23 protein-coding genes, 1 tRNA gene, 1 pseudogene and 1 riboswitch are annotated in these 21,230 nt (G+C 39.6%); of the genes and pseudogenes, 18 read left to right on the forward strand and 7 right to left on the reverse strand.

The features are described from left to right. Positions 1 to 41: 41 nt before the first annotated feature. The gene (locus MN204_RS12555; protein ID WP_249871434.1) at positions 42 to 1,397 is read right to left on the reverse strand and encodes a tripartite tricarboxylate transporter permease; all 1,356 of its coding nucleotides are present in this window, start codon (positions 1,395 to 1,397) and stop codon (positions 42 to 44) included. Between the two features lie 2 nt (positions 1,398 to 1,399). Next, on the reverse strand, positions 1,400 to 1,669 hold the full coding sequence (locus MN204_RS12560) for a hypothetical protein (RefSeq protein ID WP_249871435.1): 270 nt from the start codon (positions 1,667 to 1,669) through the stop codon (positions 1,400 to 1,402). A gap of 165 nt (positions 1,670 to 1,834) precedes the next feature. On the opposite strand from MN204_RS12560, the gene MN204_RS12565 reads away from it, so the two are divergent. The 6 genes from MN204_RS12565 to MN204_RS12590 all read left to right on the forward strand — a co-directional run bounded on the left by MN204_RS12565 (position 1,835) and on the right by MN204_RS12590 (position 5,670). Continuing rightward, positions 1,835 to 2,449, forward strand: a complete 615-nt coding sequence (locus MN204_RS12565) for a spore coat protein (protein ID WP_249871436.1) — start codon at positions 1,835 to 1,837, stop codon at positions 2,447 to 2,449. A gap of 163 nt (positions 2,450 to 2,612) precedes the next feature. Next, positions 2,613 to 2,783 (forward strand): YfhD family protein, encoded by a 171-nt coding sequence (locus tag MN204_RS12570; RefSeq protein ID WP_249871437.1) that lies wholly within the window; start codon positions 2,613 to 2,615, stop codon positions 2,781 to 2,783. 217 nt (positions 2,784 to 3,000) lie between these two features. Continuing rightward, positions 3,001 to 3,456 carry a YueI family protein gene (locus tag MN204_RS12575; protein WP_249871438.1) on the forward strand — a complete coding sequence of 152 codons (456 nt, stop codon included), beginning with the start codon at positions 3,001 to 3,003 and terminating at the stop codon, positions 3,454 to 3,456. A gap of 172 nt (positions 3,457 to 3,628) precedes the next feature. Continuing rightward, the gene (locus tag MN204_RS12580; protein ID WP_249871439.1) at positions 3,629 to 3,877 is read left to right on the forward strand and encodes a DNA alkylation repair protein; all 249 of its coding nucleotides are present in this window, start codon (positions 3,629 to 3,631) and stop codon (positions 3,875 to 3,877) included. A 103-nt stretch (positions 3,878 to 3,980) separates the two neighbouring features. Further along, positions 3,981 to 4,505: a type 1 glutamine amidotransferase domain-containing protein gene (locus tag MN204_RS12585; protein ID WP_249871440.1), complete on the forward strand. Its 525-nt coding sequence runs from the start codon at positions 3,981 to 3,983 to the stop codon at positions 4,503 to 4,505. Between the two features lie 22 nt (positions 4,506 to 4,527). After that, positions 4,528 to 5,670: a conserved virulence factor C family protein gene (locus MN204_RS12590; RefSeq protein ID WP_249871580.1), complete on the forward strand. Its 1,143-nt coding sequence runs from the start codon at positions 4,528 to 4,530 to the stop codon at positions 5,668 to 5,670. A 518-nt stretch (positions 5,671 to 6,188) separates the two neighbouring features. Here MN204_RS12590 and panF read toward each other — a convergent pair. The 3 genes from panF to MN204_RS12605 form a co-directional block, all read right to left on the reverse strand. Next, positions 6,189 to 7,631, reverse strand: coding sequence for a sodium/pantothenate symporter (gene panF / locus MN204_RS12595; RefSeq protein WP_249871441.1), 1,443 nt, complete (start codon positions 7,629 to 7,631; stop codon positions 6,189 to 6,191). A 6-nt stretch (positions 7,632 to 7,637) separates the two neighbouring features. Beyond that, complete coding sequence (locus MN204_RS12600; protein ID WP_249871442.1) at positions 7,638 to 7,919, reverse strand: YhdT family protein; 282 nt, start codon at positions 7,917 to 7,919, stop codon at positions 7,638 to 7,640. Between the two features lie 238 nt (positions 7,920 to 8,157). Then, entirely contained in the window at positions 8,158 to 11,865 is a 3,708-nt protein-coding gene (locus tag MN204_RS12605; protein WP_249871443.1) for a 5'-nucleotidase C-terminal domain-containing protein, read from the reverse strand. A gap of 366 nt (positions 11,866 to 12,231) precedes the next feature. Between MN204_RS12605 and MN204_RS12610 the strand changes: the two are divergent. The 3 genes and pseudogenes from MN204_RS12610 to MN204_RS12620 form a co-directional block, all read left to right on the forward strand. Beyond that, positions 12,232 to 12,366 (forward strand): annotated as a pseudogene (locus tag MN204_RS12610) (SulP family inorganic anion transporter); the annotation flags it as partial. 35 nt (positions 12,367 to 12,401) lie between these two features. After that, positions 12,402 to 12,758 carry an STAS domain-containing protein gene (locus MN204_RS12615; RefSeq protein WP_249871445.1) on the forward strand — a complete coding sequence of 119 codons (357 nt, stop codon included), beginning with the start codon at positions 12,402 to 12,404 and terminating at the stop codon, positions 12,756 to 12,758. 14 nt (positions 12,759 to 12,772) lie between these two features. Then, complete coding sequence (locus MN204_RS12620; protein WP_249871446.1) at positions 12,773 to 13,192, forward strand: universal stress protein; 420 nt, start codon at positions 12,773 to 12,775, stop codon at positions 13,190 to 13,192. 138 nt (positions 13,193 to 13,330) lie between these two features. Here the strand turns inward: MN204_RS12620 and MN204_RS12625 are convergent, their stop codons facing one another. Then, positions 13,331 to 13,654, reverse strand: coding sequence for a DUF4870 domain-containing protein (locus MN204_RS12625; protein ID WP_249871447.1), 324 nt, complete (start codon positions 13,652 to 13,654; stop codon positions 13,331 to 13,333). A 149-nt stretch (positions 13,655 to 13,803) separates the two neighbouring features. On the opposite strand from MN204_RS12625, the gene MN204_RS12630 reads away from it, so the two are divergent. The 9 genes from MN204_RS12630 to MN204_RS12665 all read left to right on the forward strand — a co-directional run bounded on the left by MN204_RS12630 (position 13,804) and on the right by MN204_RS12665 (position 18,856). Next, positions 13,804 to 13,876: transfer RNA gene (locus tag MN204_RS12630), tRNA-Ala, on the forward strand. Between the two features lie 391 nt (positions 13,877 to 14,267). Continuing rightward, positions 14,268 to 14,384: riboswitch (TPP riboswitch) on the forward strand. An 83-nt stretch (positions 14,385 to 14,467) separates the two neighbouring features. After that, complete coding sequence (gene thiW / locus MN204_RS12635; RefSeq protein WP_249871448.1) at positions 14,468 to 14,953, forward strand: energy coupling factor transporter S component ThiW; 486 nt, start codon at positions 14,468 to 14,470, stop codon at positions 14,951 to 14,953. Positions 14,954 to 14,968: 15 nt separating this feature from the next. After that, positions 14,969 to 15,106: a hypothetical protein gene (locus MN204_RS21300; RefSeq protein WP_306798698.1), complete on the forward strand. Its 138-nt coding sequence runs from the start codon at positions 14,969 to 14,971 to the stop codon at positions 15,104 to 15,106. Continuing rightward, positions 15,070 to 15,645: a thiaminase II gene (gene tenA, locus MN204_RS12640; protein WP_368858666.1), complete on the forward strand. Its 576-nt coding sequence runs from the start codon at positions 15,070 to 15,072 to the stop codon at positions 15,643 to 15,645. The genes MN204_RS21300 and tenA overlap by 37 nt, the downstream gene beginning before the upstream one ends. Continuing rightward, entirely contained in the window at positions 15,642 to 16,460 is an 819-nt protein-coding gene (gene thiD, locus MN204_RS12645) for a bifunctional hydroxymethylpyrimidine kinase/phosphomethylpyrimidine kinase (RefSeq protein WP_249871449.1), read from the forward strand. The genes tenA and thiD overlap by 4 nt, the downstream gene beginning before the upstream one ends. Continuing rightward, complete coding sequence (gene thiM / locus MN204_RS12650) at positions 16,444 to 17,199, forward strand: hydroxyethylthiazole kinase (RefSeq protein WP_249871450.1); 756 nt, start codon at positions 16,444 to 16,446, stop codon at positions 17,197 to 17,199. Before thiD ends, thiM begins: the two co-directional genes overlap by 17 nt. 14 nt (positions 17,200 to 17,213) lie before the next feature. Then, a complete protein-coding gene (gene thiE / locus MN204_RS12655; RefSeq protein WP_249871451.1) occupies positions 17,214 to 17,834 on the forward strand; it encodes a thiamine phosphate synthase in 621 nt (206 codons plus the stop codon). A 265-nt stretch (positions 17,835 to 18,099) separates the two neighbouring features. Next, entirely contained in the window at positions 18,100 to 18,588 is a 489-nt protein-coding gene (locus MN204_RS12660) for a hypothetical protein (RefSeq protein ID WP_249871452.1), read from the forward strand. Between the two features lie 67 nt (positions 18,589 to 18,655). Further along, complete coding sequence (locus MN204_RS12665; protein ID WP_249871453.1) at positions 18,656 to 18,856, forward strand: hypothetical protein; 201 nt, start codon at positions 18,656 to 18,658, stop codon at positions 18,854 to 18,856. A 610-nt stretch (positions 18,857 to 19,466) separates the two neighbouring features. On the opposite strand, the gene MN204_RS12670 is transcribed toward MN204_RS12665, so the two are convergent. Continuing rightward, positions 19,467 to 21,020 carry a BCCT family transporter gene (locus MN204_RS12670; RefSeq protein ID WP_249871454.1) on the reverse strand — a complete coding sequence of 518 codons (1,554 nt, stop codon included), beginning with the start codon at positions 21,018 to 21,020 and terminating at the stop codon, positions 19,467 to 19,469. Positions 21,021 to 21,230 lie beyond the last annotated feature (210 nt).

The following is a 21,230-nucleotide window of genomic DNA, read 5'->3' on the forward strand; positions in this document are numbered from 1 at the left end:
ACAAATAAACATCTTTAAGTAGAGGTAATAATGTAAAGCAGCTATAAAACGAGATTGCTTACAATCCAAGGTGCTGCATACAGTACCATAAACTGTACGCCATAATTAACTCCCCATCGATGTAAAATACCTGCAACAAGTCCAATCAATATGACACCACCGATATTAATTAATCCTGCATCCATATATGCAAGCATAATAACAAGTGCCAAAAAGACTCCAAGCAGAGCTTCATGAGGTATATACTTAAAGACGAATGTACAAATTTGCTGTGCATATTTTACCGTAACAAAATAAGTTATACTTATCGCAATAGCAGCACCAATTACTGTAGCAACAACAAAATCACTCATGGAAAGCAAATGATGAAGATTATGATCTTCCGAAAAGACAGGAGGTGCATTAAACAGCGCCATACCAGGTCCCAATGCTGTTGGCGATAATGGGACACCAATAGCAATTAAAGGTATTAATATACCCGAAATATAGGCAGCATTCGTAACACCATCCATACTGGAAATAGCCCTTGTTGCTCTTTTGATAGGATCCTTAATTCTGCTTGAAATTACCTCTCCAAGAAAGATCGTCATTCCCGCGGGACTCATAAAAAATGTGAATACTCCAAGTACCGATGCTAAAGCAGAGGAACCGGTCTCTTTTTTGTCCAATATCTTAAACGGGTTTGGAAATCCCTTCACCTTCTTTTGGCGCTTTAAAACAATATCATTTGTTGTTCTTCTTGGTAGATTTTTGCGAATGTCATTATTAAGTAATTCGAGCAGTTTCAATATAATAGGCCCTACTGTAATCCCAAGGAAAAAAGAAGTGAATACGGTCGTATCCTCAGGCACAGCTCCAATTCCCCAATACAAATGCCGCAGCCCTTGAATAAGCAGCGCAAAAGGAACAATTGAGAGCAGTGACAGCCATCTGTTTTTTGTCATTAGTGCCAGAAATACCGCTCCGGTAAAAAATATTTGGTTCGAATATTGAGAAATCGTATCACCAAAAGGAATAAGTAAATTAGCAAGCAATAAACTTAAAGGTACTGCAATAATCGTTCCAATTACCGATCCAGATGCCATTTTACGAATGCTTACATCCGGCATACCTTGATTTTTCAATACCATTGCGTGTTCAACCATCGGTGCAGATAAAACTCCCCCTGGTATACCAGCAATGGCAACCGGTATGGAATCGGTCAATTTTTTGGCGACAATCGCGGAAATGAAAAATGCCAAAACAGAAATCGGCTGCATTCCAGATAACACCAAGATTAGTGTAACCGGCATTAATACTGCAGTCTCATCTGTTCCAGGTGCTATACCAATGATGGTATAAAGTACTGCGCCAAAAATAGATACTGCGATTAATTCCATAATTAAAGATAAATCCATTTTTACTTCTCCTCGTCCTCAAATCTAAGTGTCCGTTTTGGCTTAATAATCATACTGCTGATCAGAAAACCGATGACAACCCCAGCCAATCCATACAGCAATGGTTTCTGCGGGTCATCCGGAGCAAGTAAATACCCTCCCATTGCTGATCCTGTACAAATAAGCATGCTTAACAGTAAATCCTTTATATTGACAACATCTTCCCAAACTTCAATATTATTAGCCTGTTCCAAATGATCGCTATCCTTATTTAAAGTCTTGTTCTCTCGCATGACCTATCCCCTTCATTGAATTTTTTTAAAAATATTCAATGGTAAGATTATAACGTTTTTTAATAGGAAGGGCAAAGTAGTTCTTTGCTATTCACATAATTGTAATGAATAACTTATTTTCTTTAGTAAAAAATATCATTGATTAAATAAAGGAGGTTTATCATATTGCTTAATGAACAACAAAACCAAAACTTACAGGGATCATCCCAAATGCCAGCTCAGCAGAGCCATGGTGGACACGAAATGTTTGATGTACATGAAGCAGTTTCAGGTCTCGTCGGAAGTATGGAACAATCTTTGCTTTATGAACAGCATATCCAGGACCCTGAATTGAAAACGATGCTTCAGAACCACAAAGCATATATGTCTCTAACGTATAATACGATTGTCGAAACACTAAAAACCGGTAATGAGCCTAGTGTCAAAACACAAACCTACAATATGGCACAGAGTAATGATGTCCTGTATGGTATGAAGCCATCACAACCAAAGACACCTGCCCAATCAGCTACCGAACTCAATGATCAGTGTATCTCTAGTTTTATGTTGGGGAATTTAAAATCATCAGCTACCGCTTTTACAATGACCGCATTGGAAACAACCAACCCGGTTTTAAGAAGAGTATTCGCAGATAGTGTGCCCCATATCATAGAAATGGCCTATGAGGTCTTCTTATACCAAAATAAACATCAGTATTACCAGGTTCCACAATTAAAACCGGAAGATATGCAAATTTATAGGAACAGCTTCTCCCCTACTCAAAATACAATGCAGCATTAGATTGAAGCGAAAGAGCCCTCACAATGTGTCGGGCTCTTTCACTATTTGGTTGGATATACGGGAGATTCATTTGACTTTAGAACTTATAAAAATTTGCATGTAATAAAGACGTTTATCGGCACATACTAACCATGTAACCCTTTATGAAAAAGAGGTGATTTACATGGGTAGAGACGATCATAACAATAGAAAAAACAATTATTTAGCGCAAACTCCAAAGAACCAAAAAAGCGATGGAATTGATGTCGAATTCTCCGAAGAATTTGCTGATGCCGACGATAGGGAAGCTCAGGAAAGAAGTCGTGCTGCAGATAAACGCGCACATAAAAAATAATTTTTTAGATGCTACTGAACACTTGTTGAATACAAATTGTTTTCGGTATAAATTTTGAAAATAAAACCGTGTGAAATCAAGGTTTTCAAATTGATTTCACACGGTTTTCATGTTTATAAGGTTTTGTCCCACTCTCATTGAATTTAGTTTATATTGGTAACTGAATTTAGAATGTTGTACATTAAGAATAACCTAACTACAAGAGGATGATTAGTCAATGAGCAATAAAAACGTTGATGATTATTTAACGGAAGGATTATATGGAACCCGCCTGCCTAAAGAACAAGAAAGGATTCAATTCCTTGGAACTTTACGGGAACGGATTGTCCTTGCACTTACTATCGGGCAAGTGATGAGTGATTCAGGTATAAGCAAGTTAGAAGAGGCAATAAGCGAAAATCCTAATGCAAAATTACTCATAAATGGGCATGTTCCCTACCGTTTTTTGAAAGCAGAAAAAGCATTAGCAAATAAATATAACATTCCGTATACAACGATTACCAACAAGGAAACGGATACCGATATTGGAGCCGTTCTAACTTATGACCATGCAATTGATAAAGAAAATATTTTCATTGAAGATGAAAAATCTGACGACAATAAGGAAAAGATTGCTGATCAGGATGAGCAACACACATTCTTAAACAAAGTTAAAAAATGGTTCGGCTCTTAAGAAGCTCTTCCTATTCTAGCCAGAAGAGGAAGGGCTTCTTCCTTACTTTATTCTGGTCATTCATCAACTCTACGCCATGATAGATTAGCGCAGGGTTATTTTTATTCGGTTTGATTTATGCTGTCATAATGTCTGCAAAACATTGGAATACTAAACTTTGGAGGTGTTTAGTATGAATCAACCTTATCGATGTCCTAATTGCAAAACAAATCGTTCTAGGTTTAATATTATTGAACAAGTTGCAAAACCAGTGAAGTTGAATCCACAAACTGGTGAAATGATAACGGAATATACAAATGAAACCGTAGAAGTTTTCCATCATGTCTACAAAGGGCCAAAACACAAAATTCAATGTGCATCCTGTGGGCTTGTAGAGAATGAAAATACGTTTATACGTTTTGCAGAATACAATGGTCAGTAGTAGCCTGTTGCCTAAATAGCTGCTTATACTTCCACAGCATCTGGATCGAAATCTTTCTTCCCCTCTGTTACACTGTATATATTAACTTTATGGAGGGATTTGCATGCGACTGCAAGATAAAAAGGTTATTGCATTGGTTGAAAATGACTTTGAAGATCTGGAGCTCTGGTATCCCATTTTACGTCTGCAGGAAGAAGGGGCACAGGTTGACCTGGTAGGAAAAGAAGCAAACAAAACATACATTGGAAAATATGGTGTCCCTGCGGAATCAGCATATGCTTTTACCAATATAAAAGCAGATGACTATGATGCAATACTTGTCCCCGGCGGTTGGGCACCGGACAAATTAAGGCGCTATCCCGAAGTAATTCAATTCATTAAGTCGATGGATGAGGCAAAAAAACCAATCGGACAAATTTGCCACGCAGGCTGGGTACTGATATCTGCGGATATTTTACGAGGTAAAAAAGTAACCAGTACACCTGGCATTAAAGATGATATGACTAATGCTGGTGCAAAATGGAGCGATGAAGCAGTTGTAGTTGATGGTCATATTGTGTCAAGCCGCCGTCCACCTGATCTCCCACCATATATGAAAGCTTTTGCTGATAAGCTTGCAGATGAATAGATGAGGTACGGAGGTATAGATGATGAAAATTGTATCGATTGAACCAACACCAAGTCCACATTCCATGAAAATAAACGTAAATGAGGAATTACCAGCTGGTGAGAACTATAATTTTAACGAAAAAGACGACTTAGAAAATGCTCCGGAATATGTAAAACAGCTTTTTGAAATTGAAGGAGTCAAAAATATATACAGGGTTGTTGATTTTATCGCCTTGGCCCGAAATCCTAAGACTCCATGGGAAGAACTGCTACCAAAAGTACGTGAAGTTTTAGGCGCTGAAGTGGAAACGGAAAATGCTTCCCTAAAGGCTAATCCCAAAACGGAAGATGCCTTTGGAGAAGTTAAAGTCTTTGTGCAAATGTTTCGCGGCATACCAATGCAAGTCAAATTGGATGATGGCGATGAAGAGAAGCGCTTTGGACTACCTGAGCTTTTCACAGAGGCAGTCATCAAAGCTTCCCCTTCCTCACCCAATGTAATCATGGACAGAAAATGGATCGAGGTGCATCCACGCTATGGCTCTATGGATGAAATTGGCTCAGATGTTGTAGAGGAACTGTCCGCCAGTTATGACCAAGATCGGTTGGATATGTTGGTTAAACTGGCATTTGAAAACGAACACAGCTCTGATTCTAATTTAAGACAAGCTAAGAAAAGCATTACACTTGAAACACTCGATCACCCTGATTGGAAGAAGCGCTATGCGGCACTTGACAGACTCGACCCTTCTTTTGACGACTTACCACTGCTAGATAAGGCGTTGAAGGATGAAAAATCATCAATCAGAAGGCTGGCAACCGCATATTTAGGAATGATCGAAGAACCGGAAGTACTTCCATATTTATATAAAGCATTACAGGATAAGGCTGTTAATGTAAGACGTACAGCCGGGGATTGCATTTCCGACCTCGGATTTAAAGAAGCAATGCCAAAGATGGTCGAGTCGTTGTCTGACCCGAGTCGAATCGTACGTTGGAGAGCAGCTATGTTTTTATTTGAAGCGGGAGATGAAACAGCAATTCCAGCATTGGAGGCTGCAGCTGATGATCCAGAATTCGAGGTTCGGATGCAAATAAAACTTGCTTTGGAACGGATTAAAGGCGGAGAAGAAGCAAAAGGTTCCGTTTGGCACCAAATGACACAAGCGACAAACAGAAGCTGATTGAGTTAAAACTCTATCAGCTTTCTTTTTGGCATAGCACAATATATGTGAACTGCGACATAAGCGACCGCTCTAGGAAATACATTTACGGTTCACGTTCACGGGCGGTGGAGTCGGATTTGGAGTGCTCAGAAGCAGTTCTCGAGAGCTTGGATTCAAAAAAAGAATTCTAAGCAAGAACAACCGTTGATTTGAGATGAACTTTAAAGCGTATTCAGAACTTTTATAACAAGCGACAAAATTCTTCCTTAATCATTAACTATTACATCTGTATTAATTGGCAGCAACCTTCTAATCAGCTCTGGGGAATACACGGAGACTTCTGCGGGAGCAGAGGCATCGGTGAGTCAGCGCAGCGCTTTAGCGCAAGTTGGCTCACCAGCCGCCCGCGAAAATGCGCAGTGTATTCCCCAGAGCGGTTGCCTGAGATAATATTTCCCATTATCAGTTCTATAGATTTAACATAAATACCAAAAAAATAAGGAACCATTCCGATAAGAAATTGGTTCCTTTCCTAATTATCTTCCTGTAGTTGCAGCAATGCTTTTCCCAGAGGCCAAACTAAACCCAACATAAGCAATAAACGCCAATATAATGGAGGTAACTACAGAATGCATACCAAATGGCTGCGGGTAAAAATATTCAAAAAGGATATAACTGGAAACACCTGTTAGCATGGAAGCAATCGCCCCGTACTTATTCCCTTTTTTCCAATAGAGCCCCATCACAATCGGCCAAATAAATGTAGCCTCGAGACCACCCATTGAAAATAGATTCAGCCAAATAATTAAATCTGGAGGGTTCAGTGACATGACAATGACTATTATTCCAAGTATACCGGTAATCCACATACTTAGCCCTTTTACTCTGCTTTCCCGAGCTTGGGGTTCGATATAATTTAAATAAATATCCTTTACGATCGTTGAACTAACCAATAACAACAACGAATTCACGGTTGTCATGATGGCTGCCATCGGTGCTGCCAATATTATCCCCGCAAGCCAGTTCGGCAATACTTGCTGTGCGACGAGAGGCATAACAGTATCCCCAATTTCCACACCAGGCATTACAGGTCTTGCAAAGACACCGATTAAGTGCATATTCAGCATAATAAATCCAACTACGATGGTACTAATAAGAATCCCCCGATGCATCGATTTGGAATTTTTATAGGACATCGCACGGACAGCAATTTGGGGAAGCGCTACTACCCCTACACCGACCAATACCCAGAAAGAGGAAACATAGGCTGGAGTTAAATCACCATTTGATCCAAACGGTGTTATTAAATTAGGATTTTCTTCTGCAAGATCTGCAATAATGGAAGGAACCCCTCCCCCAGCTATAATCAACGCAATCAATAAGACTAACGTTCCGAGGAACATTACAACTCCTTGAAGTGTGTCAGTTATAGCCACCGCGCGGAATCCTCCTATAACAACATATACGATTACCGATATGGAAAAGATGAACAATGCTGTCATATAGGAAAAACCTGTCAGTGATTGTATTAACCGGCTCCCACCTATCCATTGTGCAGACATAGCGGAAAAAAGAAATAATAAAATACTGGCAGAAGACAAGATTACAACCCATTTGGATTGATATCGTTCTTTTAAAAAATCAACAATCGTAACAGCCTTGTATTTACGTGTAACAATGGCAAATTTCTTACCTAATATCATGAGGACAAAATAGCCTGTTGTTAACTGAGACATCGATAGAAGAACCCAGCCAAGCCCCTGATTATAAGCCGTTCCCGGACCACTCAGGAAGCTGCTGGCACTTCCATAAGTGGTTACCATCGTCATTGCTAGTACAAATCCACCAAGGCTCCGTCCTCCAAGGAAATATTCCTGTAGAAATGAATTTGTCGATTTTACGTATTTTCCAGCCCATATCCCAACTGCAAAAATAATAATCAAAAATAATAATAAAGGGAAAATAGCTTGCCAATTCATAACCTCTTAAATCTCCTCATCATCTTCTAATGGTATATCTATAAAAAATAACTTCAACACAACTGCGATCAATATAATCATAACGATAAAACCTAAGACACAGCTGTAAAAAAACCATGATGGCAGTCCAAGCACATACGTATAATCGGATGGATCTTTGGTTCCCAATCCATATGCGAACCCATACCACCAGACAAAATTAAACAGAACTAACCCTATTCCAATAAGTGCTTCTCTATTTGCTATTTTAAATCGGTAATCATCCTGATTGATATCGGGTTTATCCATATAAAAAACCTCCTCAGGTACTGGTCGTTCATGAAGCATTCTTTTTTGACATAGTTACAATATAATGTAAATTAGTCATACATGTAAACTACAAGATAAAAAAGGACCTAACCAAGACGGTTAAATCCTAATAACTACCAATAATGGAAACTCCACTCAGTGGGGTCAACTTGCGGGATAAAATTGTAAAAGAAACCAAAGGACCCGGCCCATGATAGCGGACCGAGCCCTTTATTGATTAATTTTCCAGACTGATTTTGAGAACTTTGCTTTGTACATCCACCATTTCAAACGTCACTGAATCCGCACCATTTGTAACGGTTAATGTCACTTCTTTTTCTTTTAGTATATCTACCTGATTTTTATTGAGCAGTAGAGATCTTGGTTTTTTCTCGTTATAAATATCAATTGATACATATGCACCTTGTTCAACAGTAGTCAAATCCTTTGTATGAACAGTGGCTGTTCCATTATTTTTTGAGGGTGTAATATCGATTACTGGTTGCACTTCCTCCCCAGGCTCACCGGGAAGCTCATCCGTTTGTGCGATTCTGCCCTCAGAACCATATACAATTGGATTGGATTCCGAGCTGTTCAGACTTTTCACAAATTCAACTGTTGCAGTAACATCTTCTGGTCCCATCGTTGGATTTTGTCCGAGATCTTTAATTGGCCCCTCTGATGTTCCCATATAATTATTGACGACCAACGTGTATGTCGCATTTTCATCAATCGGTGTCCCATCTGGAAATGTTATAGTCACTGCTTCATTCAGCTCCGGATTCCACGTATAGTGGAAGCCACTAATACTATAATCCGGTCCATAGACTGGATGTAACTGTTCATTAATAATTGGATAAAGGTCTGCACCTTTAATTTCAAAAGTCATTAATGTATTACCAAATGGTTGGATATTATATAATTCACCCCAGGTAATTTCACCTGCTAGTAAATCATCCCTGATTCCACCACCATTCATCATTGCGAAATCACTATCCATTGCCCAATTCATGCCATCTGCAATTAGGTTACCAAGGCCGTGATCACCATCATTTGTATAGCTACCAGTAAGATCCTGAGCATTGAAACCAACCACTTCATTTATAATTGGCGCAATTTCTTCGGCATACTTCTCAAGAATCCCTGCCACCGCTTCATCAGGAGTATAATCACTTTGCTTCACAAATACGATTTCAGCTTCTTTTTCCACAATATCACCTGTAGTGCGGTCAATGACCAGATCAACGTCAGCGAAAGCTTTTCCATATTCGGATGCCTGAACGATAAGTTTATTATCAACTACCACATTATTAACAGCATGATTATGGGCTGCAAAAATAACATCTACTGCATCATCTACTGCTCTAGCCAAATCTGCAGCTTCACCTGAGGCTTCATCACCTGACTGGTAAGCTGGCATATGTGCAAGTACGATAATTGCCTCAACACCCTGTGCTGTCAATTGCTCAACAGCATCATTTACTGCTTCTGCTTCATCAGTAAATGCAATATTTTCCAATGAAGATGGCATCACCATATTTACCGTTGTTTGTGTGTTTACACCTATAAAACCGATTTTCTCACCATCAACATCTTCTATTGTATATGGATCGAGGAACAGCTCCCCTGTATCTTCATAAACACAATTTGCACAAAGTACTGGGAAGTTCATGCCATCGTAGCCTTCTGTACCTTTGCCTTCCGGATGTTCTCCACCTTCAATCATACGCAGTAATTCATCCAGTCCTTCATCAAATTCATGATTTCCAACTGTACCAACATCAAATCCGATTTCTTCCATAATTTCAACAGTTGGCTCATCCTGCAACAACCCGGAGATTGGAGAGCTTCCTCCAATCATATCACCTGCATGTACAATTAACGTATTGGGATTCTCCTGCTCACGTTCTTTTATTGCCGCAGCAGTATAATCCATTCGGCCATACATATCCGAAATTCCATCCCCATTCAAATCAAGCATATATTCCTGATCAATTTTACCGTGCAAATCGTTCATGCTTAATAACTGTACCTCAAGCATATTTTCATCTGGAGTTCCTTCTCCAACTGGAGTATACCCATAGGATTCGGCCTCTTCAGCACTGGAGAAGAAGATTCTTTTCTCAACAGGAACATCTTCCCATTCATTTGGCTCCACATATTCCATTGTGTCAGAATTACCAACATATCTTAAGAACCCTTTTTGATCATCATTCGCGCGGAAGGCAAATGGTAATTCCAATAATGGATCTTCAGGGTTCCAGATTCCAAGCCCTGCTTCCTTAGCTTCTTTTACAGCCTCCTGGTAAACAGGATATGCCTCCTCATCAATTGGTGCGAGGAAGTACGTTGCTGCGTAACCCGCCGCAACCATTTCCAGGTTAATATTTAGGCCATCATCTTTACGGATAATCTCGGCTAAAATCCTTCCATAATCATCTGTCGGCTCATCACCGATTTTCAAATAAATTTCATCTCCAGCCTCGATTAGTTCGCTTATATGATCTGTCGCTAAATCACCATAATATTTTTGGTTCTCATTTATTTCCTGTCTTTCGGGATCTTTATTTTTTGCTGTATACGTCTCAGCAGTATCCATATTCAGAAAACGAACTCTTGTTTCTCCGAAAACCGGATCAGCAATTCTTATAGTATCCCCATCTGTTACTCTGTCAACAGTAGCTTCATAGTATCCTGCTGCAGTTGGAGCTTCCGGTTGCTCAGCCGCTACTTGCAAATCAGCCTGTTCTGTCGGAATCAGCTGATAATCATCGTATTGGCTTACGATAGCTGTAATGTCATACCATAAATTCGATTCCACTTGGTTCATGTCGAGTGCATTCTCCATTACACGCAATATTGTTCCATTAAAATCAGCATCGACCAAGGATACATTATATCCACCACCGGCAGGGCTCCCTGGAATATGATTAATAAATCCATTCAATTGTACCAACTGTCCTTCATAGGATTCCGCGACAATTGGATCTTGGAGGTCTTCAAGCGTAATTTGCTTCGCCTCTGGCAATGCTTGTCCTGTTTCCAATACTTCAATTTCAGCAGGAATAACTTCTTTTAAACCCCTATAGGTTGCCAGTTCACCAATAACTTGTACACGATCACCTTTTGTAAGGTCAGGCAGTTCACCTTGTGTGTATGAAAATAGATTAATGCCACCAGTATCATCCTGTATGTATGTTGTGAACTGGTTGCCATTACTGATTGCAGCATTATCCGCTGTTACAATTCCTTCAACAGTTACTACTGTTCCATCACTTAAATCTCGAGCTTCACCAATGGTATATGCTTCACCAGGTTCTAAAGGTTCACCTGGCTCTTCTGGTGGATGAGTTGGCTCAACACCATCCATTGTATGACTGCCTAAGTATGCGAATGTATCCTTTGCATATTCAATCCATTGTTCTACGTCATATGTTTCAGAAGGTGCTGTAACGGATGGTTGCCTTACTAGAGTTACGTCCGTACCGAAGTCCCATCTCTCACCAATTACACCAAAAACGTCAATTACGTTGTCGTTTTTAGATAAAGTAACTGCGTCGTCTCCATTAAAATTAATCACTGAATTATTCATGATATCTGTTTGAGCGAGTATTCTAGAGTCAGCATTACTATTTGCCAGCACAAGTACATCACCATGTTGAAGTGTGCCAGTAAGCGCCAGTGTCTGACTTGCTGAAGAAGCTCCATTACTGTATAACGCTAACGAATACGCTGATAGCTCAACCTCACTTCCCGTACCGTTATAAATTTCAATGGCCTTATTAAAAGAACTTCCTTCAATATACTCCGAAATAAATAAATCCTCTGCGGTTACATCATTTGTTTCCGCTGCTACAGATAAAGAAAATACAGGTGTAAAATTCATAAAAATCATTGCAACAATAAGAAACATACTGACTGCCTTTTTAAAAGCTATCTTCTTCATTGGTACCCTCCATTTGGTTAAGAATATTTAGACCAGATACGTGATTTTAAGCCAAAATCCGCACCAACTCTCCCTTAAATATGTCATAGATACAAGAGGGAAACCATGTAGCACATGTAAATTTATTGTAAATTCGGACCATTCGAACTAGAAAATAACAAAAAGGGTTAATAAGTCCCATGTACTATATTTGAACCTTTTACTATAAGGTTACTAATCTTCTCCATACAACAATCTTTCTTTTTAACTCGAATATAGGAACATTAACCTTCCTGTATTTAATTGTAAATTTTACTAACTTTGAGAGATTGTTAACAAATCAGTTGATCCTCTTATATAAACCAAACCTCAGGTAATTACTTTAGCGGACTTCAATATTTATTGGCTGCAACGATATTAACAGGTATAATTCAAGTTATATACGGTATATTTAAATTAGCAAGGTATATGAAGTTTATTCCGCGCTCCGTTATGGTCGGATTTGTAAATGCTTTAGCCATCCATCATGATATTTCTACCACAGCTGCAGCATTTTGTTGGAGAATCCTAATTTAGCGATAGGCGTTTTTACGGGGATCATATTAACCAAAATATCCCGCGTCTATGCGGAAAGTGCTGTCGAAGGAAATAAAAGAATATATGTGATTCAAGGAGAACTATTTTTTGCATCTGTTACGGAATTGCTCCCTAAATTTAATTACGAAGAAGACGGTATTGAAGAAGTGGAGATAAACTTAAGCCACTCCCATATTTGGGATGATTCGGTGTTTATTGCAGTACAGAAAATTGTAACTAGGTTTAGAGAAAGCGGTAAACAGGTAGCAGTAAAAGGAATGAATGAGGCAAATACCGAATTGGTGGGTAAGTTACGAAATAAACTGGGACCACATTAATGGGGGGAATAAACGTGTATAAAAATATCTTACTTGCTACAGATGGATCAGAACATTCAAAACGAGCATTGGAGAATGCAATCCATATAGCTAAATGCACGACTGGATCCAAAGTTGATGTTGTTTATGTGATAGACGCCAGCAAGGCTAAATCTGATGTAATCAATAATTGGAATTCTTTCGATGTAAATGATTCACGAATGAAACAACTCAAAAATGCTGAGAGACTGGCAAAGGATGCAGGAGTATCTTACGAAATAAAAATATTACATGGTGAACCCGGTCCTACCATTGTAGAATATGCAAATGAAAATAAAACAGATGTAGTCATTATTGGAAGTAGAGGACTGAATGGATTACAGGAATTTATGCTTGGTAGTGTAAGTCATAAGGTAGCTAAACGGGCAAATTGTCCCGTACTGATTGTAAAATAAACTTCTGAATAATAAAGCTAACTAGTTTTGAAAACCAGTTAGCTTTTTTGGTTTTATGAGAACACTATTATTTCTCCTGACTAAAGTAACGGTGTTCTTGGCGAGTTTAATAAAAAATAAGAGAACCGAGAAGGCCTCTTACTTTATAAAGTGGAAAATAAATGGGAACCTGTACCTCTCTCCCTGATAAGACTTAACTGCCGCAATTATCGTTAAGACAAACGCCATGATACCTATTATGATCAATAAAATAATGCCAACTACTAAAATTACTAAGATAGAAGCTATCGCTCCGAAAATAAAGTAAGATACAAAGAAGTTAAAATATTCTTTCCCATGGTAATCGACGAATTCAGAGTCTTCCCGCTTTAGAAGCCAAATCAGTAATGGTCCAAGTATTGGAAAAGGAAAACTTAGCACATATATTAACATCGCAAATAATCGATCATCGCTCGAAGTCAAAAAAGTCACCTCCTTCCATTATATTATACAAAAGTCACGAGTGTTCTAGGCGAGTTATTACTTACTCCTCCTTAAACATTCAATACCATTATATACCACATTTATTAGGGCTTGAAAAATGGGTCATAAACGTCTATAATTTAAAGGACGGGGCATTAGCTCAGCTGGGAGAGCGCTTCGCTGGCAGCGAAGAGGTCAGCGGTTCGAGCCCGCTATGCTCCATAAACAGGTTGGATGGGTAACGTGAAAAACGTTCCATTCCAACTTTTTTTATTATCTATCCCTTTTTCCAACTGCCTCAATACGCTGAGCAATATAAATCCATCCACTCCTCCATCATACTGTTTGTTTGTCAACTCGTCACACTAAAAAGTTTCAGTCATAAAAACAAAAAGAACAGAACACAATAAACCTCTCCAAATTCAAGGGTTGATTCCTATTAAGGTAGGCGTTCACATAGCAATACGAGTTATTTCCTAACAACTAATCAAACGTTTGATTAGGTATCCTTGCACCTTTACAACGAACAACATTCTAAATATTAACTTTAATTAAGTGACAAACAACATTTCTTTTGTTATGCTTACTTAGAAGCGTTAACAATTTCATATCGCAAAACTACTAGGGGTGCCCAAATAGTGTGGGCTGAGAGGAAAGCATGTAGACACTTTCCGACTCTTATGGACCTGATCTGGTTAATACCAGCGGAGGGAAGTAGTCGGACATTACGTCTATTCTATTTTCAGCTTATCAAGCCAGGTCCATTGTGGATCTGGCTTTTTTGTGCATTTCTTTAAAGGAGGGGAAGAAATTTTGAATCGAACGCGTTTGTTAACAACGATGGCGGTTTTTGTTGCAATTGGAACAATCGGGGCACAATTATTGTGGTTTCCAACAGGTATCGCAAGGGCATATCCTGTTCAGCATGCGGTCAATGTAATGGCAGCTGTCATGCTTGGCCCCGGTCCTGCTGTAGCCATTGCCTTTATGATTGGCTTGCTTCGAAATATGCTCGGGATTGGAACGATATTGGCATTTCCAGGTGGAATGATCGGTGCTTTTTTTGCGGGCTATTTGTATAAAAAGTTTGGCAAAAATTCAGGAGCTGTCATTGGTGAATCATTTGGATCCGGAATAATCGGATCATTGTTTGCTGTACCTTTTGCTCAACTATTTATGGGAACCTCAGTCGGTGCATTTGCCTTCCTTCCGGGATTCCTTGTAAGCAGTATAACCGGAGGATTCATAGGTTGGTTTATCATTTCACGAATTAAAACTGAAAATCTATCACGTATTTAATTAGGAGGCTATTCAATGACTTTTACAGATGTTTTAAGAGAAGAAAACGAAGATATTTTTGAAATGATTTTTGATCATCCATTTGTTCAAGTAAAGGAAAACTTCCACATAAAGCAGTGGAACACTATGTTAAAGCTGATTTCGAATATTTAAATGCATTTATGCAAATTTATGGCGTGGCCCTCTCGAAATCTTCAAAGCGGGAAGATATTCGCTATTTCCATGAACGGATTCAATTTATTTTACATGACGAGATTCACCCGCATCATAATTTCTGTGATTATATTGGGGTTGGTTATGATGAACTTCAAGGTCATCCTCTTCCCCCTACTGCCGATCATTATGTAAAACATATGATGTATCATGCACATACGGGGACTTTAGCTGAAACGATAAGTGCATTATTGCCCTGCCCCTGGACATACCTCGAAATTGGGGAGAGGTTGGTCAAAGCGTATCAGCCAGAGAAAGACCATCCTTTCTACAAATGGATTACATTTTATGCTGAAGCGGGCAGTACTACACATCAAATGCGGAAACAGTTGGATCACCTGGCTGCCGAAGCTCCACCGGAAGAACAAATCCGAATAAAAGATGCATTTCGCAAAAGTTGCCAGCTTGAATTAGCATTCTGGGAAATGGCTTACACATGCGAAGAATGGCCGTCAAAAAGGACGGTGTCAAATCAATGAAACAAGTATCATGCGCACTTACCATTGCCGGTACAGACCCTAGTGGTGGTGCAGGAATTCACGCTGACCTAAAAACGTTTCAAGAATTAAAAAGCTACGGTATGTCGGTCATAACATCTGTAGTCGCCCAAAATACAACGGGCGTTCAGGCCATTCAGCATGTTTCACTTAAAATGATTGAACAACAGCTGGATTCCATTATCTCGGATATGCCTATACACGCATTTAAAACTGGAATGATAGCAAATATCGATATGATGAAGTTGGTAGCTAATAAAATTCAGGAGATAGACGCCCCTTACGTCATGGATCCGGTTATGGTTGCAACAAGCGGAGATGCTCTAATCGAACAGGATGCACGTGATTTTTTACGTGAACATCTTTTGCCATTAACATCGATTGTCACTCCTAATATTCCAGAGGCTGAATATCTGACTGGAGAGACGATTGAAACTGTTGATGATATGAAACAAGCTGCAGAACTTATCGTTAAAAAATTTGGAGCTGGAGCCGCCCTTGTAAAAGGCGGTCATTTGACAGGTGAAGCAGTCGACCTCCTCTTTGATGGTTCCGTGATGCACACTTTCTCTGCAAAAAGGATAGAAACCAAAAATACACATGGAACTGGCTGTACGTATTCTGCAGCAATTACAGCCTATTTAAGTCAAGGGTTACCATTACCCGATGCTGTCGACAAGGCAAAACGATTTGTGACAGCTGCCATTCAATATTCCTTCCCACTCGGATCCGGTAATGGTCCAACAAATCATTGGGCAACACGGGAAGGAGAATTTACACATGGAACAAATTATTAAACAAGTTAGAAAAAAAACGCCATTAATTCATCATTTAACCAATCAGGTAGTGATGAATTTTACAGCCAATGGGCTCTTAGCTTTTGGTGCTGCACCTATAATGGCAAAGTCTGTGGAAGAAGTACGTCATATGGCCTCCATTTCTAATGGTGTTTTAATCAATATCGGCACATTGACACCTGAAGATCTCACCGCTATGATACTCGCTGGGAAAGCAGCAAATGAAAAAGGGATACCTGTCGTCCTGGATCCGGTAGGTGTTGCGGCAACCCCATTTCGAACGTCAGCTGTAAGGCAGATTTTAGATGAAGTAAAGCCGACAGCAATTAAGGGCAATGCTGGTGAGCTCGCCCACCTTGTTCAAATTCCTTGGGAAACAAAAGGGGTTGAGTCTGTTGGGGATGGAAATAGAGAAGAAATTGCATTGAAAGTTGCTGAAACCTTTGATACTACCGCTGTAATAACAGGAGAAATCGATATGATTTGCACAAAAAAAGATTTGCTTCGGAATCGTACAGGTCATCCGATTTTAACAAAGGTGACTGGCGCAGGATGTTTATTAGGTTCTATTCTAACCGCATGCTTTACGACAGATGATGAACCCCAAGCACAGGCGCATGCCGCCCTTAAGTTTTATGGATTAGCCGCAGAGCATGCAGCGAATCATCAGGATGTATCCGGATCAGGCACTTTTGTCCCAAGATTTATCGATGCACTCTCGATGGAATTTAAGTTATGAAGAGGAGATAGTTTATGTCACCAATAAAGCAATCTTTACGTAAATACTTTATTATGGGCAGTCAAAATTGTGACCGTCATCCTGTAGAAATACTGGAGTCTGCAGCACAGGCAGGGATTACAGCCTTCCAGTTTCGTGAAAAAGGCGACGGTTCCTTAACTGGCAATGCAAAACTGGAACTAGGCAAACAATTACGTGACATTTGTGGCCATTATGATATTCCATTTATTGTTAACGATGACATTGATTTAGTAACTCCATTAGAAGCAGATGGCATTCATGTTGGTCAAGATGATCGTTCTGTTGAAGAAGTGAGGAAGCTTTTCCCTAATAAAATTATTGGACTTTCTGTATCAAGTCGGAGTGAACTCATTAACAGCCCCATCCAATTGGTTGATTATATTGGAGCAGGCCCAGTTTTTACTACGAATACAAAGAAAGATGCCAAAACTGCCGTTGGTTTAGAATGGATCACTTCATTGAGAAAGCAGTTCCCCGATCTTCCTATAGTCGGAATAGGTGGGATCAATTCGGATAATGCTGCTTCCGTAATTGCTGCTGGGGCAGATGGTGTATCTGTTATTTCAGCAATTACACACGCAACGGATATTAGAAATTCGGTGGAAAACCTTTAATTTACTAACATTCATATTTTATAGACTTTCACCTTCTACAGCTGCAATTTAAGGAAGAAGAACGGTGGCAAGCGTTTTATTCGCTTTTGCCACCGTTCTCTTTATTTAGAGATGTAGTAATTATAGAAAGATTTTTACTTTCCTATCTGCCACGTATACTTTTCCTTCCGCTTTCGCCCATTCTTAAAAAATCACTATCCAACTAGACGAATCCCCCATATATTGAAGAGAACGATTTTTAAGTTATAGAGGAGGAAAAGAATAGATGAATTATAATCAGCCACCATATGATGATGACGAAAGACAATTTGGCTTACCTGGTTATTTATTAGGACAGCTGTTTGGCCCGGGGGGGCAGCAATTTCCTGGTGCTCCAGGTACTTTCCCAGGTGCTCCAGGCGTTTTCCCGGGCGCTCCAGGGACGTTTCCAGGTGCTCCAGGTACTTTCCCGGGCGCTCCAGGGGTGTTCCCCGGTGCTCCAGGGGCATTTCCGGGTCAACAGTTCGGGGCACCGACAACCCCACCCCCAAGTTTCACACCAACTCAGCCGGATTTTCAACTGTTAGCTGTTGATCCTGGTGCAATACGTGGATGTTTATACAGATTTACCTTTATATGGTTGAGAAGGGATGCTTTCTGGTTCTTCCCAACATTCGTTGGCAGAACTTCTGTCGCAGGATTCAGATGGACCGGATTTAGGTGGGTGTATTTCGGTATTGACCTTCAACGAATACAGTCCTTCCAATGTTACTAGGAATATACTGAGCTAGCCATCAACGCCACCCCTTCCAATTCCTATGATGAACAAAGGAGGGATATTCATGAATCAGTTAACGTTGGTTTTTTTGGCAGCAATTCTTGCAGGCCTTGCATTACTCGTTGTAACCAACCTTGCAGCAACTTTTCTGTCAGCCACAGTAATTAGCCTTTTAATTGCCATTGGAGCCATTGCTGTAATCGTTTTTGCATTGGCATTACTCTACCTTGCTTTAAAAGCGCTGTTTAAGGGGCTTTTAAGCTAATAAATCCCTTTGTAGATAACATGATACTTCATCCAAGTGGTAGTGTCATACTCAATCGGCATATACAATTCTTCAGATCTATCTATTGCTTGAATAAGGGGATTAAAAGGTCTGTTATTATGGGATCAAGCTTTCACTTGAAAGTTTTACCAGTAAACTGAATGATGTCAGAAAAAGCAGGTATCCTTTGTTGGGTTGCCTGCTTTTTTCATTTCTACAAGTAAACATACTCAATCAAATTTACAATACTTTATATTGTTTTGCATGCTTCATAAAATGGATTATGGAAAGGGAAAGGATACACAAATTCTGAAAGTTACTGTTCCGGAAAACCTTAATCAGGAAAACCCTCTGGATAACGTTTTTAAACAATACACATGAAGCCGCCAAACACTGCGTCAAGTGGAAACTACGAATCTGGGAACAATGATTATGTACACCTATGCAATTCGCAGCAAAAATGAGACCAAAGATAAAGAATTACTTGATCGCATACGTGAAAAAAATGCCAACTTGAAAGTATCCATCACCTATATGGAAAGCCAGAACTAACTGTAAAAGCCACACAATCCTCCTTATGCATCCGGTAGATTGTGTGGCTTCGTTTCATTTAGTATTTTTTATCTTCTTTTTTTCTTATCTCACGTTGCCAAATAAGACCTTGTTCCAACGCCATTTTTTTCGCTATTCTTGGCGCATTCCATAAAGGCGGCAGTAACAATAATGACACTGGAACTGCAGTTATTACGATAGAATTCTGAATCGACGCGATGCTGTCTTCTCCGATCGTCAGAATCACCATCGTAGTTGCCCCAAATATCAATGCCCAGAACACGCGTAACCAACGTTTTGGATGATCTGTTCCAGTAATTGTAGCCGCAACGGTATATGACATGGTATCGGTTGTGGTTGCTACGAATATGATCGATACAAGCAGAAATCCTAAGCCCATTAATGTCCCCATTGGAAGTTGATCCGTAATAGCCATAACTGCTGCGGGCATCCCACCTTCACTCAATGCATTCGATACAGAACCAGGATTTTCGTTTTCAAAAAACACGCCCGTACCTCCTACAACAGAAAACCAAAAGTTGTTAACAAGGGGGGCCACAATCGATACGGCAATAATTAATTCACGAATTGTGCGCCCACGCGAAATTCTGCTAATAAAGACGATAAGCATAGGAGCATATCCGATAAACCAACCCCAGAAAAAGATTGTCCAGAATGAAAGCCATGCCTCATCCCCTCGATACATACTCATTGTGAAGAAATGTTGCAAATGGAACCCGGTACCTGCTACAAATGCATCCATGATAAACATCGTAGGTCCCAGTACGAGTATAATGGCAGCCAGTAAAATAGTAAATTTTACATTCCAATTGCTTAGATGGTAAATTCCACGATCCACCCCTGTTGCTGCTGAAATTGCTGCAATCAAAACAAGTACAAAAACAACAAGAATACTTACGGTTAATGTATTGGGCACGCCAAATAAATGATTTAGCCCATATGAAATTTGCAATCCTAAAAATCCAAGCGGCCCTAATGTTCCGGCAACCGTTGCGATAATAGAAAATATATCCGCAGATGAACCGAGTATACTATTATGATAAATTTTTTCGCCAACTATCGGAAATAGCAAACCTCTTGGCTTTAGAGGAAAACCTCTATCGTAATGGACATACATCATCACAACGACAGCAAGTGTCCCTAAAATAGCCCAGGCCGTAAAGCCCCAATGCATAAATGCTTGAGCAAATGCAGCGCCCATATTATTGAACTCCCCACCACCAAATAATGGAGGAGTATCCATGTAATGATACATCGGTTCAGCAGCAGCCCAGAATACACCACCACTTGCAAGTAAGGTAACCAAAATCATGGAAACCCAACCGAAATAACTGTACTTTGGCTTATCCTGCTTACCCAATCGCACCTTACCATATTTTGAAATTGCCAGCCCAAGACCGATGAAAAAGTTGGCCAGCAATAGTATTTGCCAATAAGCACCAAAAAGGTCTGATGAGTAGGCGAATAATATATTTACTACATCACCAACTTTTTCATTATTAATCAACGAAAATAAAATAATTACGATCAAAAATCCACCACTAATGATGAATACCGGCCAATCAAGTTTCTTTTTCTTATCTGAGTCCACACTTTACCTCCTATTTTGTCAGGAGCAAGTGTCCATAACAGGTGTTCTTTTTGTCATTAAAGACCATTGGATGGAAATTAATCATATGAATTGTTGTAAAAAAATGATTAACGACTGTTTCCACCAACTTGCTCATTTTAGCAACACAGCTTTCAATTATAGGTATTTATCATAAATCTTACAAGTAATATACCCAATGTGTTACAAATG

The organism is Oceanobacillus saliphilus (assembly GCF_023522835.1).
Lineage (GTDB): Bacteria > Bacillota > Bacilli > Bacillales > Amphibacillaceae > Oceanobacillus > Oceanobacillus saliphilus.

Bases quoted from the DNA above. Each gene is read 5' to 3' on its own strand.
- MN204_RS12600 (WP_249871442.1), bottom strand. From the start codon at position 7,919: ATGGATAAACCCGATATCAATCAGGATGATTACCGATTTAAAATAGCA.
- MN204_RS12660 (WP_249871452.1), top strand. From the start codon at position 18,100: ATGAATTATAATCAGCCACCATATGATGATGACGAAAGACAATTTGGC.
- MN204_RS12580 (WP_249871439.1), top strand. From the start codon at position 3,629: ATGAATCAACCTTATCGATGTCCTAATTGCAAAACAAATCGTTCTAGG.
- MN204_RS12560 (WP_249871435.1), bottom strand. From the start codon at position 1,669: ATGCGAGAGAACAAGACTTTAAATAAGGATAGCGATCATTTGGAACAG.
- panF (WP_249871441.1), bottom strand. From the start codon at position 7,631: ATGAATTGGCAAGCTATTTTCCCTTTATTATTATTTTTGATTATTATT.
- MN204_RS12555 (WP_249871434.1), bottom strand. From the start codon at position 1,397: ATGGATTTATCTTTAATTATGGAATTAATCGCAGTATCTATTTTTGGC.
- MN204_RS12570 (WP_249871437.1), top strand. From the start codon at position 2,613: ATGGGTAGAGACGATCATAACAATAGAAAAAACAATTATTTAGCGCAA.
- MN204_RS12665 (WP_249871453.1), top strand. From the start codon at position 18,656: ATGAATCAGTTAACGTTGGTTTTTTTGGCAGCAATTCTTGCAGGCCTT.
- thiE (WP_249871451.1), top strand. From the start codon at position 17,214: ATGTCACCAATAAAGCAATCTTTACGTAAATACTTTATTATGGGCAGT.
- MN204_RS21300 (WP_306798698.1), top strand. From the start codon at position 14,969: ATGACTTTTACAGATGTTTTAAGAGAAGAAAACGAAGATATTTTTGAA.
- thiD (WP_249871449.1), top strand. From the start codon at position 15,642: ATGAAACAAGTATCATGCGCACTTACCATTGCCGGTACAGACCCTAGT.
- MN204_RS12575 (WP_249871438.1), top strand. From the start codon at position 3,001: ATGAGCAATAAAAACGTTGATGATTATTTAACGGAAGGATTATATGGA.
- thiM (WP_249871450.1), top strand. From the start codon at position 16,444: ATGGAACAAATTATTAAACAAGTTAGAAAAAAAACGCCATTAATTCAT.
- MN204_RS12585 (WP_249871440.1), top strand. From the start codon at position 3,981: ATGCGACTGCAAGATAAAAAGGTTATTGCATTGGTTGAAAATGACTTT.
- MN204_RS12590 (WP_249871580.1), top strand. From the start codon at position 4,528: ATGAAAATTGTATCGATTGAACCAACACCAAGTCCACATTCCATGAAA.
- MN204_RS12605 (WP_249871443.1), bottom strand. From the start codon at position 11,865: ATGAAGAAGATAGCTTTTAAAAAGGCAGTCAGTATGTTTCTTATTGTT.